Raw genomic sequence first — 18,816 nt, 5'->3', positions numbered from 1 at the left:
CGATGGGTCGAAGTGAAAGCAATGACGGGTACGTTAGAAGACCGCCCTGTTGGCCTTTCACACACTCAATTCAACTATGCCCGCGAAAAGGGTGAAGCATACTGGTTATATGTTGTTGAACGAGCAACCGATCCGATGCATGCCCGAGTGCTCAGAATTCAGAATCCAGCAGCCAAAGCTCAAACATTTACTTTCGATCATGGGTGGCGCGAAATCGCTAGTGATTAAATGTTCAATTGAATCTTGGGAGATTTCGTTAGCAACCAGTAGTGTAACATTACCCAACACCTTGATCTAACAAAAAATCATGGATACTGACCAATAGTTTTTTTGGGCTCCCAGTTCTATTTCTAAGCCGGGGCCCTTATACGCATATTACACTTCTTCAACCAATGACATCAAACGGGGGGCCAAGTTTCACGGTTCTAGAAATGTGAGCTTCATTGTGGAATGTCAACGAAAACCGGATTCCGTATTTGAAGGGAAGTTTAGTTTGGAGTTGAATTTGCGAGTACCAATCACTGCAAAACACATTTCAAAGAAGAAAACCACATAGTTCAATGCCTCTCTGACTCATCCGCCGAATTTGATACTGAATCAAGTTGGTACAAAAGCTCTGAGAAGGAAATGAACTTAGGTCACTTCAGTTGAGGGGATATACTTTAAAAAAACGCTCTAAGAAAGAAGCACTCGATGTCCCACAAGCGATGCAAACAGCCTCCAACTCCAAAATCCTCAGTTGTCGCTCACCACTTTCATATTTAGAAACAAAGCTCTGAGGCTTGTTGAGTCTTTCCGCAAGTTGAGTTTGGCTAAGCCCTGCGTTTTTCCGCATTGCTTTCAGTTCATTACGTAGCGACTCTTCGCGTTCCAACCAGCTTTTTTGCATGGCTGGATAGTAAGTCATGTTGTAAAATATCCCATTTTGGGATATTTTGCTTTCGGCCATATTTAGGAGCGAATATCAAAGGGCTAAGCCCGATTTACTCAGGAGTTGCTGTAATGGATAGATACATTCGATATTTGATAATTAGCTTTGTCTTAATGTTTGTCATGGTGCTGGTAACAGTATTCAACAGCCATGTCTCTGTTGGTTTTTTGGGATGGTTGGCTTTTTTAGTGTCTGGCACTTTGCTTACCGGCACTGGGGCTTTTATAGGTCGCTTGTTTCTGGACTTTGTCAGACCCGATATTTACCTAACCACCGGCGCAGTAGACGCTTTTTACAAGCGCGTATTTTGGAGTATCGGCCCTCAGTTTATCGGTGGCCTTATTGGTTTTATGGCAACACAGGGGTTTATGTCCAATGTACTAGGTTACGCCCAGTTCAGTGGATAAAGCCGAGATTCAGTCAAATATGGGAAGAAGGGAATTGTCAGGTGCTACTGACAATTCCCTTCCTTCACTTGTTTAAACGTTACCTACGCCAAGCCTTCATCCCGGTCTTCAATTCGTTCAAGAATCCACTCCTCTACTTCAGCGCCAACCCAAGCCACAATTCTCGGTCCAAGCTTCACAGGTTTTGGGAAGCGTCCCTCGCTAATGTAGTTATAGATAGACGAGCGACCTAACCCTGTACAATCCATCACCTGCTTCAATCGTAATAGTTTCATGATGAGCTCCTGTTATTGACTCATCACATAAGCGCTGCCAGTAATTTTTAACTTTTCCGTATCCCCACTCTGCAGCCCGCTTTTCGAAACATTTTCAGATATATATCACCCCTGTGCATAAACCAGAGTCATCATCAAGGAGGCGATATGCACAGAACCATTTCTGCACCCAGCAACAACTGGTCTCACACATCCAGTCAAATCCTCGAAACCGCGGCCGGCATCATCGCCGAGCGCTATGTTCGAGATGGCGTATTCACCAACCCAAGCGCAACCATGGACTTTCTGCGCTTCAAGTTGCATCAACATGAACGCGAGGTATTCGCGGTCATGATGCTGGACAGCCAGCACAGATTAATTGAGTTCACGGAGCTGTTTTACGGCACGATTGATGCTGCCAGTGTTTACCCCAGGGAAGTTGTTAAAGCGGTACTGAGCTGTAATGCAGCGGCAGTTATCCTCACTCACAACCACCCTTCCGGCGTTGCCGAACCTTCTCAGGCCGACAGGCGTATCACCGAGCGGTTAATCAACGCTCTCAGTACCATAGATGTGCCGGTGCTGGACCACATTGTGGTGGGCGACCAGTGTGTATCGTTTGCCGAGCGAGGTTGGCTGGAGGGAAGACGCCATGATTGAGTTTACCGACAGCTTTTCGCAGGCTGCGGTGGCTGAAGCCTGTCAGGCATTCCCTGAATTGCGGGCGTATCTACTCAGAGAGCTTACCCTGCCCACATTCGAGCGGCCGCTGAATGACACTGGCGAGGCGATTGGTGCTCCCCAGGTGATGCCATTAACGTCGTTGCGCAAAACCGTGTTGTATGTATGCCGTAAGGATATGAATGGTCACATTCCCAGGGAAATCGGCTTTTGTCGCTACCTGCAGCGCTGCGACACTTACGGCGTGCCGTTTGGTCCTTGGCTTAAGGTGATCAACGGCTGCTATTTCAATCACGGCTCCAACACCCAACCCAATTGGAGCGCCCACAGCTGAACCGCAAACCTTTTATCTATCCCCCTGCCCGCTTGGCATTCCACCAAGCGGGCTTTTTGTTTATGGAGAATCGATATGAACATTATCCAGTACCAGGCTCTGACGTTACCCGCCGACTTTTATGAACTGCTAAAGATGCACGCCAAGGACTATCAAACCCAGGAAGCCCGCTTTATCACCCTCAATTTTGCCGATCCGGATTACAACGCCGAGCGGGGTGGCTTCCATCCGGTAGAGATAGGTTTGAGTCGTCAGGGCGATGCCTGGGCACTCAGCTACTTTACCGACTTCGCTTTCTATGGCCGGGTCATGCCGGAATTGGAGCGGGAGATTGACGTGCATTTTCAGGCTCAGGAGGTTTACAGCACCTTTTACGGAACTCGGCCTTTGCGGGAAGTCGCGGGGTTGGTGCAACTGCTGCTCAAGAACTTCCTCAGCTATGTCGCCATCGACGCTTATGTCGTCAAAGTGCAGGCCCACTGAAGTGGTTCTCAAAAAGGTATTGTGGGCACCAGCAAACCCAGGCCCGATAGGGGTTGGCAAGAGGCTGGTTCCCATATTCATCAAATAGCCAAATGAGGGAACTTCATCATGAAAGAAGTCGAGGCGGTGAAAAGCCGTGATACCATCAAGCTTATCAGTTATCTGCTTGAGCGTCACTTTGGTCAGCAGATGGCTGATGTCTGGAATATCGGTCTTAATCTGGCACTGCGGATCTCAGATCTACTGGCGATCAGATTCAGTGATATCCAAGGTGACAGGCTCAGCATCATTGAGCAAAAAACCGGTAAAAGAGCCGACATTAAACTCAACGCCAAAACCAAGGCTTTGATCGACGCTATCCGCCAGCGTCACCCTGACCACATCTATCTGTTTCAATCCTATCGTAGCCAGCAGATGCAACATGCAGCGCCTAGGCCGCTCAGTCGTCGAGCCGTGACCAAAGCCTTTGCCTTCGTTGGTGAAGACATCAGGCTTGCGTTAGGGACCCACTCAATGCGTAAAACTCGCGGTTATCACTTGTACCAATCCTGCAAGGATATTGGCCGAGTGATGCGTATGCTCAGGCACCAATCGGAAGCGGTCACGCTGCGTTACATCGGCATTACCCAACAACAGATAGACCGCGACTTTATTGAACTGGAAATCTAACCCTAAACCTTTCCCACTTGAGAGCAGTTGCCTAAAAGGGCGCTGCTCTCTTTTTATTTGGAGTACAACATGAAGAAATTCAAAGCCGGTGATCATCTGGTTACCAATATCGATCCGCTTGGACTGACTGAACACCATGGTCTGTGTGTTGGGAATGACCAAGTTATCCACCAACGTAAAGATGGTTTTGTTGAGCAACTCAGTCTGAGTGAATTCTCGGGTGGGGCCAAGGTTCGTCGCAAAGCGATTGCATATGATAGAGACAGCTCTGTGGAGCGAGCAAAGAGCTTACTCGGTTATCGGCCCTATCACCTGCTCAGCAATAACTGTGAACACTTCGTCAACTGGTGTATCGATGAAACAGAAACGTCCAACCAGGTCAGTAACAACCTCCATTTCACCGCACAAGTGACAGCACGAGCCGGATTGCTTGGCAATGCCGCTCAACGTGCAGCACAAGGGAGCCTGGCCAATATTACCCTTGCATCAACAGCAGCCAAAGCCGTCGGTGAATACATTGGGTTACCGGATGCAGTGAACAGGGCCATTGGGACTCCAGGCGATTTGGTAGCCAAACCACTTGAGACTTTTATCAATGGCACCTGTGAAACACTGAGTACGTCCTCCGGGCATTTAAGAGCAGGAAACTATAGTGAAGCTGCAACATCACTCGTCAAAGGTTCATTGGAAACGGCTGTAGATTGCACCATAGTCAAACCCCTTGAAGTTACCGGAGACGGTATTGTGGCAATAGTGGATGTTGGTAGGGATATCTGGAGCTGGCTACGCTACTGATATTTAAGCAGTCAGGCGCGAATGCCCCTGACTGCTTAGCCATTACCCCATGAAAATCTTCTGACTGCTACCAAAGTGGCGATTACCATCACCTATGTATTTTGTTTCTTTCTTCGCCAAATAACTAAGACGATTCATCCCTGCATCATAATGCATCACAAAGTCTGCTGCATTTTGATCTAGCCAGTACACACCATTTTGACAGATATGCACTAAGCCAATGGCATATTGTACATTCAGCCCAAGTGCACTAGCCCATGCCCCAAAAATACGGTTATATGTATTGTCCTCTCCGAGCACCTGAGTGCCAAAGGTGAATACCGCATCTTTGTTAAAAACAAAGGCCACGTGGTAGTGCCAATTCCCTGTACCGTCAACCTGCTCTCGACACCATATGTAACCGAAACCAATCGGATGGACTGAAGCACGTCTATCCTTCCAAGCCCTTAAACGACTTTTAAATGCCTCGATAAAACGAGAGATTACCGCGGTGTCATCTGATTGAAGGTAGGCTGGGAAGCGTAAATCAAATCTAAGAATCGTAACCCGCGTAAATCTCGCTAAATGTCGGTTCACCACTGCATGGATTGAATTGAGATAGTCGTTAGATAGATCGTACTTGCCTGCAATAGAAAAGCAGGTGTTAGTGTCAAAGCCTTTCATGGATATGTCCTTGTGTTTAGTTAGTTCAAACAACACGTATAAACACAAGATGAACAGGTACTGTAATTTTAAACTTACAATCATCCTCCCCCTGACCAAGGAGAAATAACCTACAGCTAATATATTACTATACCGAAATGACCGTTATCAGTTGAGCCTGGGAAATTTGAACTTATTAATGCTATTACATAGCCCTTTTATCGCACCAGTACTCTGGAGTTAAGGAAGGTGCGAATAAGTCCTCGTGACACTCTGGCTTACACAGCAATTGGCGTTCAAGGCATCTGACTGAAGGCATGCCGGGGCCTGTCGAAGTCGGATAACGCAGAGAGCCGGTTGCTGTGTAAGCCTCGAAGGGCGTGGCTTACAGGCCTGCCTGCGGTGTTGTGCTTCTTGCAAAGGACTAGGGCCATTTGCTGCGAACCACGCCTTGCATCCAAGCCAGTAAGCCGACGCAGACCACACATGGGACTTGTTCGCACCTTCCTTAATGACTGAAGAATGCCAGAGATACAGGAAACGTTTGCATTCGACCGTTGAAGAAATTTACCTATGCAATATGAAAAACTACCGTCAAAAACCAACAAAAACGTCTAAAACAAGGTATTTCCCCGCAGTAACGCTTACGTTTTTATGACATAAATAATGGAAATAATGACAATTACCAGTCAAAATATATCAAAAAGTTGGATTCTAAATGACGTAAGTTTGCGTTATATTATTTATAAATAAATGCTTTCTAACTGAACAAACGAATATGAATAGAAGACAGCGAAATTTCATTATCAGATGGTTGGAATTCAAAGGAGTCTCATACCTCCCATTCGGACAAGATGAGCTAAAATTAACTGAAGGAATTTACCTGAAAACATCGATAGGCCAAGCTAAACAACTCAAAGTAGATATAAAGAAATTTTGGGAGCATCAAGCAATTGCTCTAGATAACATCTCATGGCTCTCACCAAAATTAGAAAGACAATGCAATTGGATTTGGGGTCAACTCGTCATTGAGTTTAAGCAGAAAACTAAAGAAATTTACTTACCTCCAACATTTTCATTTGATACATATGCATTCACAACAAAAGATCGTTATCAGTCTATTATTGATTTTTTTGATTATCTGAATGTACCTATGGCTGAAAAGCTCAGAAAAGTAGAACAGCTCAAAAAAAACTGGGTTGAAAATGCCCCCCAAAGGGCAAAAATAGACTGGCTTGATATAGACAACAAAGAGCAATGCGATTGGATTTGGGAACACTCCAGTAAGCTACTGGACAACATTTTTCTGTTAGCGCCACGGGATAATAAAGAAAAATATCATGACGCCATTCTACTTTATGACACCTTTTTAGGAGTATTCGATAAAGATAAATTAAAAAAGCTCAAGAATGGCTGGGCCCAACAGAAATCTAGGACAAACCAGAAACAAAAAGGTGTGATAAGCGAGAAAAGCCTAAATAAAGTTCGCAAACAGGCTAGCAAGTTGAGCATTACACCTGATGAGTTAATAGAAAAGTTGCTGTTAGACTAACTAAAGCTCAATGACCAAATGGTGGGCAATACGGTGGGCATTGTTCATCCACGCTTAAAAAATACACAACAACTATATGTTTTTAAAAGAATTCACCAAATAGACCACAAGAAGATCCAAAACGTGGAGTGATATTCCGCGCTGTTAAAAACGTTCAAAAAACCAGCAAATCACATTTCAAAAAGCCCCTTCAATAAGGGGCTTTGTCATTTCTAGCTCCTACCTAATAGCTGGTCGGCACGCACAAATGAACACTAAGACCGGAGACAAGGCCTAATAGCGCAAACTCTGCATTGAATAGTAGCCAACTGCGGCAAACTCATCAGCGAACCCGGCTTACCAACAGCGCCATGCTGCCGCAGGCTAACAGTACCCATCCCAAGTGCTGCACCGCGCCTGCCAGAGCAAGGCCGCTGCCGATGAGTAAGTAGTACATCAAGCCGAATAGGGCACCAGCGCTGCCAGCCTGCTGTCGGTACTGAGCCAAGGCCATGCTGAGCACATTGGGGATAGCTATTCCGAATGCCATAACCACGAGTAGCATAGGCGCCAGAAACCCGATGGAGTTCAGCGAGAGTTGTACTCCTATGGCTCCCAGAAGCAGCAATAGAGCGGCGCCTTGCAAGAGCTTACCTTGAGAGACTCCCTTGGAGATCAAGCGTTTATTGCTGTAGCTGCCAACCAGTGAACCCAGGCCAAGGATTAAGCCGCTGTAACCGAACTGTTCCGGCGTGAACCCAAGCCTGGCAAAGTTGAATCCACCGAGTTGGTAGTAAGAAAACAGGGCGACGTTATAAGCAGTGACCAAGAGCGCAGATTGCCAGATTTGCCTGTCACCGAGCATACGTTTACTCAAGGCGACCAGTTGCAAACTCTGCCTGCTGGTTTGGGTTTCCGGCAGCCTGATAAAACAATAGGCGAATAATCCCAAGGCCATAATAAATAAAGCTAAAAATACCGCATGATGACCACCCACCTTGACCAATTGGCCACCGGAAAACATGCCGATAACAGGGCTGATGGCAATCCCAAGCCCCATCACACTGAACACTTTCCCCAACTCTTCGCCGCTGAAGGCGTCACGCAGCATGGTTTGGGTGACGATTGAGCCGACAGCAATACCAAAAGCGCTGCAGGCTCTGGCGGCCATCAGCACGGCGAAGCTGGTTGTTGACATGGCCACCCAGGCTGCGACGCCATAGATAAAGAGTCCCAGCAACATGGTCGGGCGACGGCCGCAACTGTCGGCCACTATGCCCCACACTGCCACGCCCAAAGCGAAAGCCAGGAAATAAACCGATAGAGTTTGCGCCGCCTGAGGGTAGGACACGGCAAATGTCTGCGAAATCGCCCCCAGGGCCGGGCTGTAAATGGTTTCCACTATTTGCGGGAACATCAGTAGCGCCAGCATCAACCATAGCGAAGGTTTGGTTTTCATCTCTTATCCTTATCACAATCAAGCAAGCTGCGAACAAGCCCTGTTCCTCTATGCAGGCTTGATCCGCGCTTTTCCAAGTCGGCACGCAGTGTATACTCGTGATGAAACGGCACGTTAACGACATAAAGACAAGAAACATCAAAATAGGGACATCATGGCGATTATTGAGCAGGAAACTGAGTTCGATGCGGATACCTTTCCAGCCAGTGTTATCGGCATTGCGGCCGATGTTGGCCAGCACGATTCGGGCATGCACCAACACCATAAAGGGCAACTACTTTATGCCCCCCACGGCTGCATGAGCTTTGCATTGGAGAACGCCATCTGCATCTTGCCGCCCACCAAAGCCGTGTGGATCCCGCCAGGTATTTCGCACCGCGCGGTAATGACCAATGTGGTGGCCTATCGTTCTTTGTATTTTGATTGCGCCAGGTTCAACACTCCGGCTGAGCTTCGCATGATAGAGGTCAACGCCCTCTTGAAAGCCTTGATAGACAAGATGGCACTGTGGCCTTGGGACACACCGGAGCAGAATATGGCCAATAGCAGTGCGTTATTTTGGGAAGAGTTTTATGCCGCCAAGAAACATTCATTTCAGCTGCCACTGCCACGGGATCGCAGGTTTCGCCGATTCCGCCAGCAGCTTATCAAGGAAGAGTTTCTCGCGCCTGATATAGGCCGACTTGCCGGCAGTGTCGGCGCAAGCACCAAGACAGTCACCCGGTTATTCAAGGCTGAAACCGGTATGACTTATCAGCAATGGCGCCAACAGTGGCGCCTTTTGAAGGCCATTGAACTCCTATCCGGCGCCAGATCTGTCAGTGAAGTGGCCCACAATCTGGCGTTTTCTTCCGACAGCGCCTTCATTGCGTTTTTTAAAAAGCAGACGGGCCAAACGCCTTTGAGCTTTATTCACAATCCAATCAACTGAAAACAAGAGTCAAATGCACAAACAACAGCCTAAAATCACAGTTCCCCAACCGGCTGATTTACATCTAACATCCTTAGTGGTAAAAATTGAGCGGTAAAGCTACTTTCAACTCTCATTGAGGCATTGATGCTGGAGATTGTAATCATCAGATAATCAGTTAACTGACCTTCCAAGGCCGGTCTGATTATCAATGCGCGTAAATCAAAGGTGGACACTGACAAGTGCCCGCATGTTTTGCTCATGATGATTATCGAGTTTTTCCAGTATGAATATATCCCGTCAGGAACAACGTACCCTGCACGTCCTCGCCAAAGGCGGACGCATTTGTTATTTCCGCGACACTTCAGGTCGCGTCACAGCCGTTGAATGTTATAGCCGCGAAGGGCTTGTTCTTTGCGACTGTACCCTCGCCATTTTCAAAAAGCTCAAAGCCAAAAAACTGATCAAATCTGTCAAAGGTCAGCCCTATCGCATAACCACGGCCGGCTTGCACAATGTGCGCGCCCAACTGGACAACCGTTGAGGAAAGAAAGATGAATACACTATTTTCCCGTGACTATATCAACAGCAACATGATGGGCCCCAACGCCCTGCTGCTGGCCGAAGAAGTCTGCCGGTCACTGCAACTGCAACCAGGGATGCGGGTGCTGGACTTGGCCTGTGGCACAGGCATGACCTCCATCTATCTGGCGAAGGCCTTCAACCTCGAAGTCACCGCAATGGATCTTTGGATAGCGGCCGAAGACAACCAGGCAAGATTCAAGGCCGCTGGCCTGGAAGACAGGATCACGGCGGTAAACTTTGACGTAACCCAGATGCGGCCGGGACATGCCCCATTTGCAGAAAACAGTTTCGATGCCGTCTTGTCCATCGATGCCTATCACTACTTTGGTGCCAGTTCAGCGTTTTTTGACACCCACCTCGCCCCTTTCATCAAGCCGGGCGGTCAGGTCGCCATAGTGGTACCCGGGCTGAAAAAGCCTTTTCCACTGCAGCAAAGCGTTGCCCCTGAGCTGGCCCCCTGGTGGCAGCCCGGGATGAACTTTTTCACCGTCGACTGGTGGATGCAACTCTGGCAACAGAGCGCATTTTTACAGTTGGAGCTGTGCGAAGAGAGCGGGCAGTGCACCCAGGCATGGCAGGAGTGGTTGGCATGCGACAACCCTTATGCCGTACGGGATCGCGAGATGATGGCCGCCGAAAACGGCCAGTGGTTCAACTTTACCAAAATGACAGGCTGCATACACAAGTAAGCTTTAGAAAAGCAAGGAAATGTATGAATATCAATAAGCTAATCAGCCAGCATTTGCCAATAAGGCTGTTGCCGAACGAAAGCAAAATTCCCTGGAATGATGCCGATTTCAGCCAGCGAATGCTGGAAAACCACCTCTCCCAGGAGCACGATTGGGCCAGTAGAAAACTGGCGGTGATTGAGCGCCAGGTAGATTGGCTCTGCAGCCAACTGGCTCCTGGCGCAAAAGTGCTGGATCTGGGTTGTGGCCCCGGCTTTTACACTCAATTGCTGGCAAAACGCGGCTTTTGCTGCACCGGCGTCGACTTCTCACCAGCCTCTATAACCTACGCCCAACAACAAGCGCAGACGGCTGGACTGGATATCGACTATCAACTGCTGGATGTCAGAAGCTACCGGCCGACCAAGAAGTTTGACTTCATCATGATGACCTTCGGTGAGCTGAATGTTTTCAGCGCAGCGGATGCCAAGAGTTTACTCAAGGATTGTGCAAACTGGCTGATGCCGAATGGCAAACTACTTGTGGAAGTTCACAGCTTTGATGAAGTCAAACGACAGGGACAGGCAGAGCCAAGCTGGCAAAGGCATTCACAGGGCCTATTTCTCGATGCTCCCCACCTGCTACTGACGGAGCATGCTTGGGACGAGGCACTCCAAACCAGTTCCACACTGTTTTGGGTGATTGAAGAAAACGGCCAGGTGACGCGATTCGGCAGCCGGATGCAGGCTTGGCAAGATGAGGAATATCTGCAGCTGTTAAACGAGTGCGGCTTCAACAAGATTCAGCGGATAGACACTGTAGTGTGGCCCAGCAGCAATACCTTTGAGGGCAAGCTCTATACACTAATGGCATGCTCCAAGGCATAACCTGAGTCCGTTTGAAAGAGGAAGGTGTTAAGGTCTAAGGTACCTTCCTCTTTTTTATTGTTATCAACACCAATACATTTCAGTAGCGCTTTCTAAGCAGTCTCAAGGCGTTGGCAGTTACCAACACAGTTGCGCCTGTATCGGCCATCACCGCCAGCCAGAGGCCGGTGATCCCCAGTAAGCTGGTCACCAGAAAAATCGCCTTCAGCCCCAGCGCCAAGGCTATGTTCTGGCGGATATTGCTCAGAGTTGCCCTGGCCAAGTGGATCATTGCCGCCACCCCTCCCAACTGATTATGGGTCAGGGCCGCATCGGCGGTTTCCAGCGCGGCATCGGTTCCGCCGCCCATGGCAATACCGATACGGGCTCGCTTCATTGCCGGGGCATCATTGATACCATCTCCCGTCATGGCAACATTGCGGTGCTCGGCCAATGCCGCCACCTCAGAAACTTTATCTTCCGGCAGCAGCCCGGCGCGCCAATCGATGGCCAGTTCCTCGGCAATCGCCTTGGCGGTTCTTGGGTTGTCACCGGTCAGCATTATGCTGTCGATACCGAGATGGCGTAGCTTGGCTATGGCTTCGGCGGCCTCGGCGCGCAGCTGATCCCTGAGGGCAATAATAGCCACAGGAAGAAGTAGCTCCCGCTCGGCATCACACAGTACCACCAGGGTTTGCCCCTGCTGCTCCAGTTCTGTGACGCGTTGCAGCAACTCAGGAGCTAGGTTTGGCAGCCTTGAAGGGGCCAACAGTCGCCAGTTTTGCGAATCGACCCGTCCTTCAACGCCCATCCCGGGTAAGGCCCGAATAGCTTCTGCGCCTGGCAGTTCCAGCCGCTGCGCTTTGGCATGATTGACTATCGCCTGTGCCAGGGGGTGATGTGAGCCCAATTCAATGGCGGCGGCCACCCTGAGCCACTTGGTCGCATCCTGCTCAGTGAGGCTCTCCACCAAGGTAACTTCAGGTTTACCTTCTGTGAGGGTGCCCGTCTTATCGAAGGCGACGGTATCGACATGTGCCAGTGCTTCCAATGCCGCGCCGCCCTTAATCAAGGCTCCCTGACGGGTTGCGGCGGCCAGCGCAGAGGTTACCGCCGCCGGCGTCGAAATTACCAAGGCGCAGGGGCAACCTATCAACAACAGTGTCAAACCACGGTAGATCCATTGCTCCCAAGGCTCGGCGTACAGCAGAGGTGGCAACAGCACAGTCAACAAGGCCAGCAACATGATGGCTGGAGTGTACCAGCGACTGAACTTGTCGATGAATCTCTCTATCGGTGCTCTTTGCCCTTCGGCCTCTTCAATCAAATGCAGGATGCGGTCTATGGCGTTGCTGCCGGGCTCGGAGACAACCTTCATCTTCACCAGCCTATCGGCTGCCAGGCAGCCGGCGGCGACCCGTTCGCCCTTAACCCTTTCTACCGGGATAGATTCTCCCGTAAGGGCGCTTTCATCAAATGCCGCCGAGGCATCAAGCAGTTCGGCATCGGCCGGCAGGCGAGCTCCAGGCGCAACTTCTATGATATCGCCCGGGCGCAGCTCAGAGGCGGCCACCTCTTGCCTCTGGCCATCTTGCAACCTCAATGCCTTATCCGGCACCAATGCCATCAAGGCGCTGACTCCGGCGCGAGCGCGGCCGGCCGCAAACGATTCGAGCTGCTCACCGAGCATAAACAGGAGCAACACCATGGCCGCCTCGGCTGTTTCGCCCAGCAACATGGCACCTATGGCGGCAACTGTCATCAGGGTTTCAATGGCAAAAGGGGTGCCGCTGCGAATAAGGGCCCAAGCCTTGCGGGCAATAGGCAACAGCCCCCAAACTGTAGCCAGAGTGAACAGGCTGGAGCTGATACTCGCAGGCGCCAGAGCCGCCAGCAGCATTAACAGCGCCAGTGACAGTGGTTGCCAGTATTTGCCAAGCCGGCTCCCCGGGCCGGGCTTGGAACCTTCCTTACCTGCCTGAGTCTGCTGCTTAAGCTTAAAACCGGCCGCATGCACAGCATCGACTATACCTTGGGGCGAAACGCCGGGCGTCAGTTCCACCAGCAGCTTTTCGGTGGCAAATACCACCCTGGCGCTGCAAACGCCGCTCACCCTGGAAACCGCAGTTTCGACTTTACGGGCACAGCTGGCACAGTCCATACCCAGTATTTGCCACTGATGCTGCTCACCTTGACCAAGCCGGACAGTGTTGACTTCGGCAGCGGAGTCGGCCTGATGGGACTCATGATGATCATGGCAACAAGCCGAATGACAGCCAGAATGCTCGTTGGAATGACTGACTGCGTTACCGGTTATCTGGCTATCGGTGCAATTTGCCGGGTCCTTAGCCCCCGCCTTCACAGTCTCGCGAGTGGGTTTGGGATCACAACAGGAATGACTCATAACTGTGCCTCATGCTATGGCTCAAATGATGCCTCGGAACCCAACTGCTGTTATCCGGGCCGTTTGTTATTGCCAAGGAGTGTAAAGCTTGGAGTAAGCTCCAGAGTCAAGCATCTGTGCCAAAGTATTTTCCCGGCCCCAAAAGCCCTATCAATTAACCAACCAGCCCAAGCCCTATCTGCCAGCCACTATCAATTAACCAGCGATTGTCACTATGCAGCCCTAGCCTACAACGGCGCCGATTGTCCCATTTACCGGCGCCAGTGTTGCGCTTGACAGTCAACCAGCTTCCACCAAAAATGCGCCGGGGATTTAAAGTGCCAGGCGCAGTTTCGCCACAAAGCAACATACGGGTAAAGGCTCAGGAAGATACTGAAAGACGCTGCACTACAAGCCATCTTCTGCACAGCACAAAGAATAGATGGCACAACTTATGCGGCTGAAGCTGGTTAAACCTCTTGTACCAATGCTTATGTGAGCAGGCCCTAACTCCCTGTCAACGCCAGCTTAAGATTGAAGCCAGGTGGCGACTGCGGTTAACATAGTCGGTCGATTTTTCTTTTTATGATCCTGAGGGAGCCCAAGTTGTCCTTGATTCGAGGTTGTCTTGCCTTTAGCGGCTATGTTATCAACACCCTGTTTTGGAGCCTGCCAATTCTGCTGGGCAGCCTGATAAAACTGCTTCCAATAAAGCCATTACAGCGCCTATGCAGCCACGCTTTGGATTTCTGCGCCAGCGCCTGGATCAGCGTTAACGGCGGCATAGAAAAGCTGCTTCATCCGCTGAAGATGCATATAGACGAGCTTCCGGAGCTGTCAGAGCAGGAGTGGTATATGGTGGTAGCCAACCACCAGAGCTGGGTCGATATTTTGATCCTGCAGCGACTGCTTAATCGGCGGATCCCTTTTCTCAAGTTTTTCCTGAAAAAAGAGCTGATTTATGTGCCCGTACTTGGGCTGGCCTGGTGGGCGCTGGACTTTCCCTTTATGCGCCGTTACAGCACGGCCGAGTTGAAAAAGAACCCGAAACTCAGAGGCAAAGACATTGAAATTACCCGTAAGGCCTGTGCCAAATTCAAGCACAAGCCGGTGAGCGTGATGAACTTTGTCGAAGGTACCCGCTTTCAGCCCAGCAAGCACCAGAAGCAAAACTCACCGTTCAAACACCTGCTCAGACCCAAGGCCGGCGGCATGGCCTTTGCGTTGTCGGCCATGGGCGATCAGATCCATAAACTGGTGGATGTCACCATCTATTATCCCGGCAAGATCCCCAGTTTTTGGGACTATATCAGCGGCCGTTTGCCTGAGGTTTACCTCCATTTGGAGGTCAAGGAGATAGACTCGGGGATGCGGGGTGACTACGCCAATGATCGTCAGTTCAAACAAGCCTTTCAGGAGCGGCTGAACGCCCTCTGGCAGCACAAGGATGAAGTGCTGGAACAATTGGCCGCCAAGGCAAACCATTCTCAAGGGGACTCCTGATGTTGCACTTCCTGCCCGGGCCTGTGCTGTTTATTCTCAGCCTGAGCTTGCTGATCATCAATACCGCCGTTTGGGGGTCGCTGGTGTGTATCGGCGGCCTGTTCAAATTGTTGCTGCCCTGGAAGGGTGGCCGCATCGCCATGACCCGGTTAATGAACCGGTTCATGTGGGCCTGGGCCAGCTGTAATGGCGGCATACTGCACCTGATAGCCAAGGTCGAATGGGATGTGCAGGGACTTGAAAGCCTCAAGCCAGATGGTTGGTATCTGCTGATCAGCAACCACCTCAGTGGCTTTGATATTGCTGCGCAGACCTATATCCTGCGCAACAACATCCCCATGCTGAAGTTCTTTCTCAAGAAAGAGTTGCTGTATGTTCCCATTATGGGCCTGGGTTGCTGGGCGCTGGACATGCCCTTTATGAACCGCACCAGCCCGGAAAAGCTGAAGAAAAACCCCAAGCTCAGGGGCAAGGATCTGCAAACGACCCGGCGCTCCTGCGAAAAATTCAAAGACTTGCCCACCTCCATCATCAACTATGTGGAAGGCAGTCGCTTTACCGAAGACAAACGGCAGCGGCAAAAATCCCCCTACAAGCACCTGCTGCGGCCAAAAGCCGGTGGCATTGCCTTCACCTTGTCAGCCATGGGCGAGCAGTTTGATGCCTTGCTGAACGTGACAGTGCTTTATCCCGATGCCCCCAAGGATATTCTCGGCGCCGTGATGCAGGGTAAAGTGCACAAAATCGTGGTGCGAATCGAGGCTCTGCCCGTGCCTCAGGTGGATTCTGTTCGCTACTTCAGCGAGCCAGAGTACAGGGTAGAGTTTCAACGCTGGCTCAACGACATCTGGCAACAAAAGGATGCCCAAATAGACCAGTTGCTGGCCGAATGCCATCCCGCCGACGACTACAGCAAGCTGGCACAAAAAAGCCACTGACAGTGATTGTCCAAGACAAAACAATGCCGGGTCTAAGCCCGGCATTGTTGTTTTAAAACTGAGTATTTCGACTCAAGCACTTTTATCGCATTCAGTCAGATACTTCTCGGCGGTGTCCAGCTCAAATTCGCTGAACACTTGAATACCATGGCGCATCAGCAAGGCGGCGGTCACGCCGTCGCCCTCTATGAGTTGGCGGGAGAAACTGCCATCGTAAATCTTGCCTTTGCCACAGGAAGGGCTGCGGGCCTTGAGAATGGCCGCAACCACTTGCTGTTGCTGCGCCTTGGCCAGTGCCAGCTCGGCGCCTCGCTCAAAGGCCTCTGTCACGTCCTCACCGTCACAGGTCAGCACTCGTCCCTGTATCTGTTCGGCCGGAGCTCTGGGTGTCGGCAAGCCGCCGGCGCACTCGGGGCAGAAAGGCACAAACCGCCCTTGGGCCTGCCATAGCTGCACTCTGGCATCATTGAGCAAGTTATGGCCACCGTCATAGCGTACTTCTTGCCCCAATAAACAGGCGCTTATCAATATCCGATTCGGTTTTGCTGTGTTGATGATTTCTGCGCTCATGCTTTGTCCACTCTTGTCACTCTTGCCTCTCTCCTCACTCGAACGATTCACTCCGGGGAACCGCCCTCGCCTAATTGGCAGTGGCTCATGCTCTCGGTTTAACGGCCCAGGGTCTGGGACACTGCTACGGATAACAAGCTTCGCTCTTTTCCTTGTCTGCCGCTAACAAGGAGCATTCTATCAGTCGCCCCTCAAGAAAACTGTTTAAAACGGGATTGTCGACAATAGTTGCAATAGCAAGTGTAAACCCATGCTAACAGCAAGTTTAAAAAATAAACCCAAGACAATGTTAAGTAAGGGTTTAACCACCAAAAACACCAAATTATTAGACTTACGTCTAGGTAAAGGCATTGTTGACAATGACCCGGATCACATCTAATGTCGAACCATTGTTAACAATCGAGCGAAACTTAAGCAGTGACTCAGGCACCTGTATTGGACAAAAACGGCGTTGATAAAGCCACTCCGGAGAAGAGCAGTACCCTGGTGGATCAGATCCTGGTGCAAATTCAGACCAGCATCATCAAGGGTGAGCTAGCTCCCGGCAGCAAGATCAACGAGCAGGCGCTGGCACTCAAGTACGGTATCAGCCGCGGTCCAACCCGCGAGGCCTTGCAGATCCTCGAGCGTCAGCGCTTGGTAGTACGTATCCCCCATGTGGGCGCCAGAGTCGCCGCCATGACAGTGGCCGAGCTCAACGACCTCTACGAGCTGCGCAGTACGCTGGAAGCCATGGCCTGTGAACTGGCGGCCAAACGGATAACCGATGAGCAGCTCGACCAGTTGTGGCAACTGCTGGCCCGTCAGGAAGCGGCGCTGGCAGAAGGCGATACCTATTTTCAGGAAGAGGGTGATGTGGACTTTCACTACCAGATTATCCGCGCCAGCGGTAACAAGCACCTGCAGGAAACCCTGATCGGCGGCTTATATCACCTGCTGAGAATGTATCGCTATCAATGCACCAATAAGAACCGCCCGGTCAAAGCCATCGCCGAGCACAGACGCATAGTCGAAGCCATAGCCCAGCGCGATGCCGAACTGGCCGGCTTGCTGATGCGCCGTCATATCGAACAGGGACGGCGCAATACCGAACTCAGACTCAAACAGCTTCAGGCGGAGCATGCCGCCCTGGACTCAATATAAGGAAGCAAACAGATGACTCGCAGCGCAGGACTCAGATTCCGCCAGGCTCTGGCCAAGGCCAAGCCGCTTCAAATCGTGGGAACCACCAATGCCTATTTCGCCCTGATGGCCGAGCAATCCGGTGTTCAGGCCCTGTACCTTTCCGGTGCCGGTGTCGCCAACGCCTCTTACGGCCTGCCGGATCTGGGCATGACCTCAATGAACGATGTGCTGATCGATGCCGGCCGTATCACATCGGCCACCGAACTGCCGTTGCTGGTCGACATAGACACAGGCTGGGGCGGCGCCTTCAACATTGCCCGCACCATCAAGGAGTTTGAAAAGGCCGGTGTTGCCGCCGTGCATATGGAAGATCAGGTGTCACAGAAGCGCTGCGGTCACAGACCCAACAAGGCCGTGGTCAGCACCGAAGAGATGGTTGACCGTATCAAGGCTGCCGTGGATGCCCGCACAGATGAGAACTTCGTCATCATGGCCCGCACAGACGCGGTTGCCGTGGAAGGACTGGATGCCGGTATCGAACGCGCCCAGGCCTATATCGAGGCGGGCGCCGACATGATCTTTGCCGAGGCGCTGACCGAGCTGGATCAGTACCGTCGATTCAAGGCGGCCGTCAACGCCCCGATCCTGGCCAACATGACCGAATTCGGCAAGACAGAGCTGTTCAACAAGGAACAACTGGCCGAAGCCGGAGCCGACATGGTGCTCTACCCACTGAGCACCTTCCGCGCCGCCAACCTGGCCGCCCTGAAAGTGATGCAGGCACTGATGGCCGACGGTCATCAACGCAATGTGGTCGATGCCATGCAAACCCGTGAAGAGCTGTATAAGTTCCTCGGCTACCACCACTACGAAACCAAGCTCGATGAGCTGTTCAGCCAAAAGTAACGGCTGAATCCAGGGATGATTGACCGGCGCAGACGCGCCGGTTGCAGGGTTTGCCCCATGAAACACCCGGGGTTGCCGCCCTACACTGCGCCCCAGAGCGCTGAAAAAGGCAACCGCATACCAGACCAGCCATGGCTGGCCAACAAATTGACAAGAGTGTAACGGAAGAGGGAATG

At 51.1% G+C, this 18,816-nt stretch carries 22 protein-coding genes; 16 read left to right on the top strand and 6 right to left on the bottom strand.

From position 1 onward, the window contains the following. Nucleotides 1-228, top strand: a 228-nt coding sequence (locus ON072_RS10285; protein ID WP_274626046.1) for a protein NO VEIN domain-containing protein, incomplete at its 5' end; no start/stop codon positions are given. 415 nt (nucleotides 229-643) lie between these two features. Here the strand turns inward: ON072_RS10285 and ON072_RS10280 are convergent. Then, nucleotides 644-907: a helix-turn-helix domain-containing protein gene (locus ON072_RS10280; RefSeq protein ID WP_240539438.1), complete on the bottom strand. Its 264-nt coding sequence runs from the start codon at nucleotides 905-907 to the stop codon at nucleotides 644-646. A gap of 95 nt (nucleotides 908-1,002) precedes the next feature. Between ON072_RS10280 and ON072_RS10275 the strand changes: the two genes are divergently transcribed. After that, complete coding sequence (locus ON072_RS10275) at nucleotides 1,003-1,338, top strand: hypothetical protein (RefSeq protein WP_037467365.1); 336 nt, start codon at nucleotides 1,003-1,005, stop codon at nucleotides 1,336-1,338. Between the two features lie 83 nt (nucleotides 1,339-1,421). Here ON072_RS10275 and ON072_RS10270 read toward each other — a convergent pair whose 3' ends face one another. Beyond that, nucleotides 1,422-1,613, bottom strand: coding sequence for a helix-turn-helix transcriptional regulator (locus ON072_RS10270; RefSeq protein ID WP_144220510.1), 192 nt, complete (start codon nucleotides 1,611-1,613; stop codon nucleotides 1,422-1,424). A gap of 147 nt (nucleotides 1,614-1,760) precedes the next feature. Here ON072_RS10270 and radC point away from each other — a divergent pair, with 147 nt between their 5' ends. From radC to ON072_RS10245, 5 genes are all read left to right on the top strand, one after another. Beyond that, nucleotides 1,761-2,252, top strand: coding sequence for a RadC family protein (gene radC / locus ON072_RS10265; RefSeq protein ID WP_025888124.1), 492 nt, complete (start codon nucleotides 1,761-1,763; stop codon nucleotides 2,250-2,252). Further along, nucleotides 2,245-2,607, top strand: coding sequence for a hypothetical protein (locus ON072_RS10260; protein WP_144134363.1), 363 nt, complete (start codon nucleotides 2,245-2,247; stop codon nucleotides 2,605-2,607). The genes radC and ON072_RS10260 overlap by 8 nt, the downstream gene beginning before the upstream one ends. A gap of 75 nt (nucleotides 2,608-2,682) precedes the next feature. Further along, a complete protein-coding gene (locus tag ON072_RS10255; protein ID WP_051541625.1) occupies nucleotides 2,683-3,090 on the top strand; it encodes a DUF2787 family protein in 408 nt (135 codons plus the stop codon). Between the two features lie 108 nt (nucleotides 3,091-3,198). Then, on the top strand, nucleotides 3,199-3,759 hold the full coding sequence (locus ON072_RS10250; protein WP_144134361.1) for a site-specific integrase: 561 nt from the start codon (nucleotides 3,199-3,201) through the stop codon (nucleotides 3,757-3,759). 69 nt (nucleotides 3,760-3,828) lie between these two features. After that, nucleotides 3,829-4,554, top strand: a complete 726-nt coding sequence (locus tag ON072_RS10245; protein ID WP_274626045.1) for a lecithin retinol acyltransferase family protein — start codon at nucleotides 3,829-3,831, stop codon at nucleotides 4,552-4,554. A 42-nt stretch (nucleotides 4,555-4,596) separates the two neighbouring features. On the opposite strand, the gene ON072_RS10240 is transcribed toward ON072_RS10245, so the two are convergent. Next, nucleotides 4,597-5,217, bottom strand: coding sequence for an inovirus Gp2 family protein (locus ON072_RS10240; protein ID WP_208142395.1), 621 nt, complete (start codon nucleotides 5,215-5,217; stop codon nucleotides 4,597-4,599). Between the two features lie 757 nt (nucleotides 5,218-5,974). On the opposite strand from ON072_RS10240, the gene ON072_RS10235 reads away from it, so the two are divergent. Further along, nucleotides 5,975-6,748 carry a hypothetical protein gene (locus ON072_RS10235; RefSeq protein ID WP_274626044.1) on the top strand — a complete coding sequence of 258 codons (774 nt, stop codon included), beginning with the start codon at nucleotides 5,975-5,977 and terminating at the stop codon, nucleotides 6,746-6,748. Nucleotides 6,749-7,070: 322 nt separating this feature from the next. Here ON072_RS10235 and ON072_RS10230 read toward each other — a convergent pair whose 3' ends face one another. Beyond that, nucleotides 7,071-8,186, bottom strand: coding sequence for a multidrug effflux MFS transporter (locus ON072_RS10230; protein ID WP_107111705.1), 1,116 nt, complete (start codon nucleotides 8,184-8,186; stop codon nucleotides 7,071-7,073). 154 nt (nucleotides 8,187-8,340) lie between these two features. Between ON072_RS10230 and ON072_RS10225 the strand changes: the two genes are divergently transcribed. The 4 genes from ON072_RS10225 (at nucleotide 8,341) to ON072_RS10210 (ending at nucleotide 11,236) form a co-directional block, all read left to right on the top strand. Continuing rightward, complete coding sequence (locus tag ON072_RS10225; protein ID WP_045283610.1) at nucleotides 8,341-9,117, top strand: AraC family transcriptional regulator; 777 nt, start codon at nucleotides 8,341-8,343, stop codon at nucleotides 9,115-9,117. 265 nt (nucleotides 9,118-9,382) lie between these two features. Then, on the top strand, nucleotides 9,383-9,640 hold the full coding sequence (locus ON072_RS10220; protein WP_025010861.1) for a YjhX family toxin: 258 nt from the start codon (nucleotides 9,383-9,385) through the stop codon (nucleotides 9,638-9,640). A 10-nt stretch (nucleotides 9,641-9,650) separates the two neighbouring features. Next, a complete protein-coding gene (locus ON072_RS10215; RefSeq protein ID WP_117200217.1) occupies nucleotides 9,651-10,370 on the top strand; it encodes an SAM-dependent methyltransferase in 720 nt (239 codons plus the stop codon). Nucleotides 10,371-10,393: 23 nt separating this feature from the next. Next, nucleotides 10,394-11,236 (top strand): class I SAM-dependent methyltransferase, encoded by an 843-nt coding sequence (locus ON072_RS10210; protein WP_167716998.1) that lies wholly within the window; start codon nucleotides 10,394-10,396, stop codon nucleotides 11,234-11,236. A 79-nt stretch (nucleotides 11,237-11,315) separates the two neighbouring features. Here ON072_RS10210 and ON072_RS10205 read toward each other — a convergent pair whose 3' ends face one another. After that, complete coding sequence (locus ON072_RS10205; RefSeq protein WP_261752978.1) at nucleotides 11,316-13,619, bottom strand: zinc/cadmium/mercury/lead-transporting ATPase; 2,304 nt, start codon at nucleotides 13,617-13,619, stop codon at nucleotides 11,316-11,318. A gap of 585 nt (nucleotides 13,620-14,204) precedes the next feature. Between ON072_RS10205 and ON072_RS10200 the strand changes: the two genes are divergently transcribed. Together ON072_RS10200 and ON072_RS10195 are read left to right on the top strand one after the other, a co-directional pair. Continuing rightward, complete coding sequence (locus ON072_RS10200) at nucleotides 14,205-15,101, top strand: acyltransferase (protein WP_238336411.1); 897 nt, start codon at nucleotides 14,205-14,207, stop codon at nucleotides 15,099-15,101. Further along, nucleotides 15,101-16,039 carry an acyltransferase gene (locus ON072_RS10195; RefSeq protein ID WP_025010858.1) on the top strand — a complete coding sequence of 313 codons (939 nt, stop codon included), beginning with the start codon at nucleotides 15,101-15,103 and terminating at the stop codon, nucleotides 16,037-16,039. Before ON072_RS10200 ends, ON072_RS10195 begins: the two co-directional genes overlap by 1 nt. A gap of 72 nt (nucleotides 16,040-16,111) precedes the next feature. Here the strand turns inward: ON072_RS10195 and ON072_RS10190 are convergent, their stop codons facing one another. After that, nucleotides 16,112-16,609 carry a DUF523 domain-containing protein gene (locus ON072_RS10190; RefSeq protein WP_144379689.1) on the bottom strand — a complete coding sequence of 166 codons (498 nt, stop codon included), beginning with the start codon at nucleotides 16,607-16,609 and terminating at the stop codon, nucleotides 16,112-16,114. A 417-nt stretch (nucleotides 16,610-17,026) separates the two neighbouring features. Here ON072_RS10190 and ON072_RS10185 point away from each other — a divergent pair, with 417 nt between their 5' ends. Then, nucleotides 17,027-17,752 carry a GntR family transcriptional regulator gene (locus ON072_RS10185; protein WP_071237707.1) on the top strand — a complete coding sequence of 242 codons (726 nt, stop codon included), beginning with the start codon at nucleotides 17,027-17,029 and terminating at the stop codon, nucleotides 17,750-17,752. A gap of 12 nt (nucleotides 17,753-17,764) precedes the next feature. Then, nucleotides 17,765-18,640, top strand: a complete 876-nt coding sequence (gene prpB / locus ON072_RS10180) for a methylisocitrate lyase (RefSeq protein ID WP_025889867.1) — start codon at nucleotides 17,765-17,767, stop codon at nucleotides 18,638-18,640. Nucleotides 18,641-18,816: the final 176 nt, after the last annotated feature.

It is taken from the genome of Shewanella sp. K8 (assembly GCF_028823715.1).
Taxonomy (GTDB): Bacteria; Pseudomonadota; Gammaproteobacteria; order Enterobacterales; family Shewanellaceae; genus Shewanella; species Shewanella algae.
Note: the sequence above shows the minus strand (reverse complement) of the source record. Positions and strands in the feature narration are given on the sequence as shown.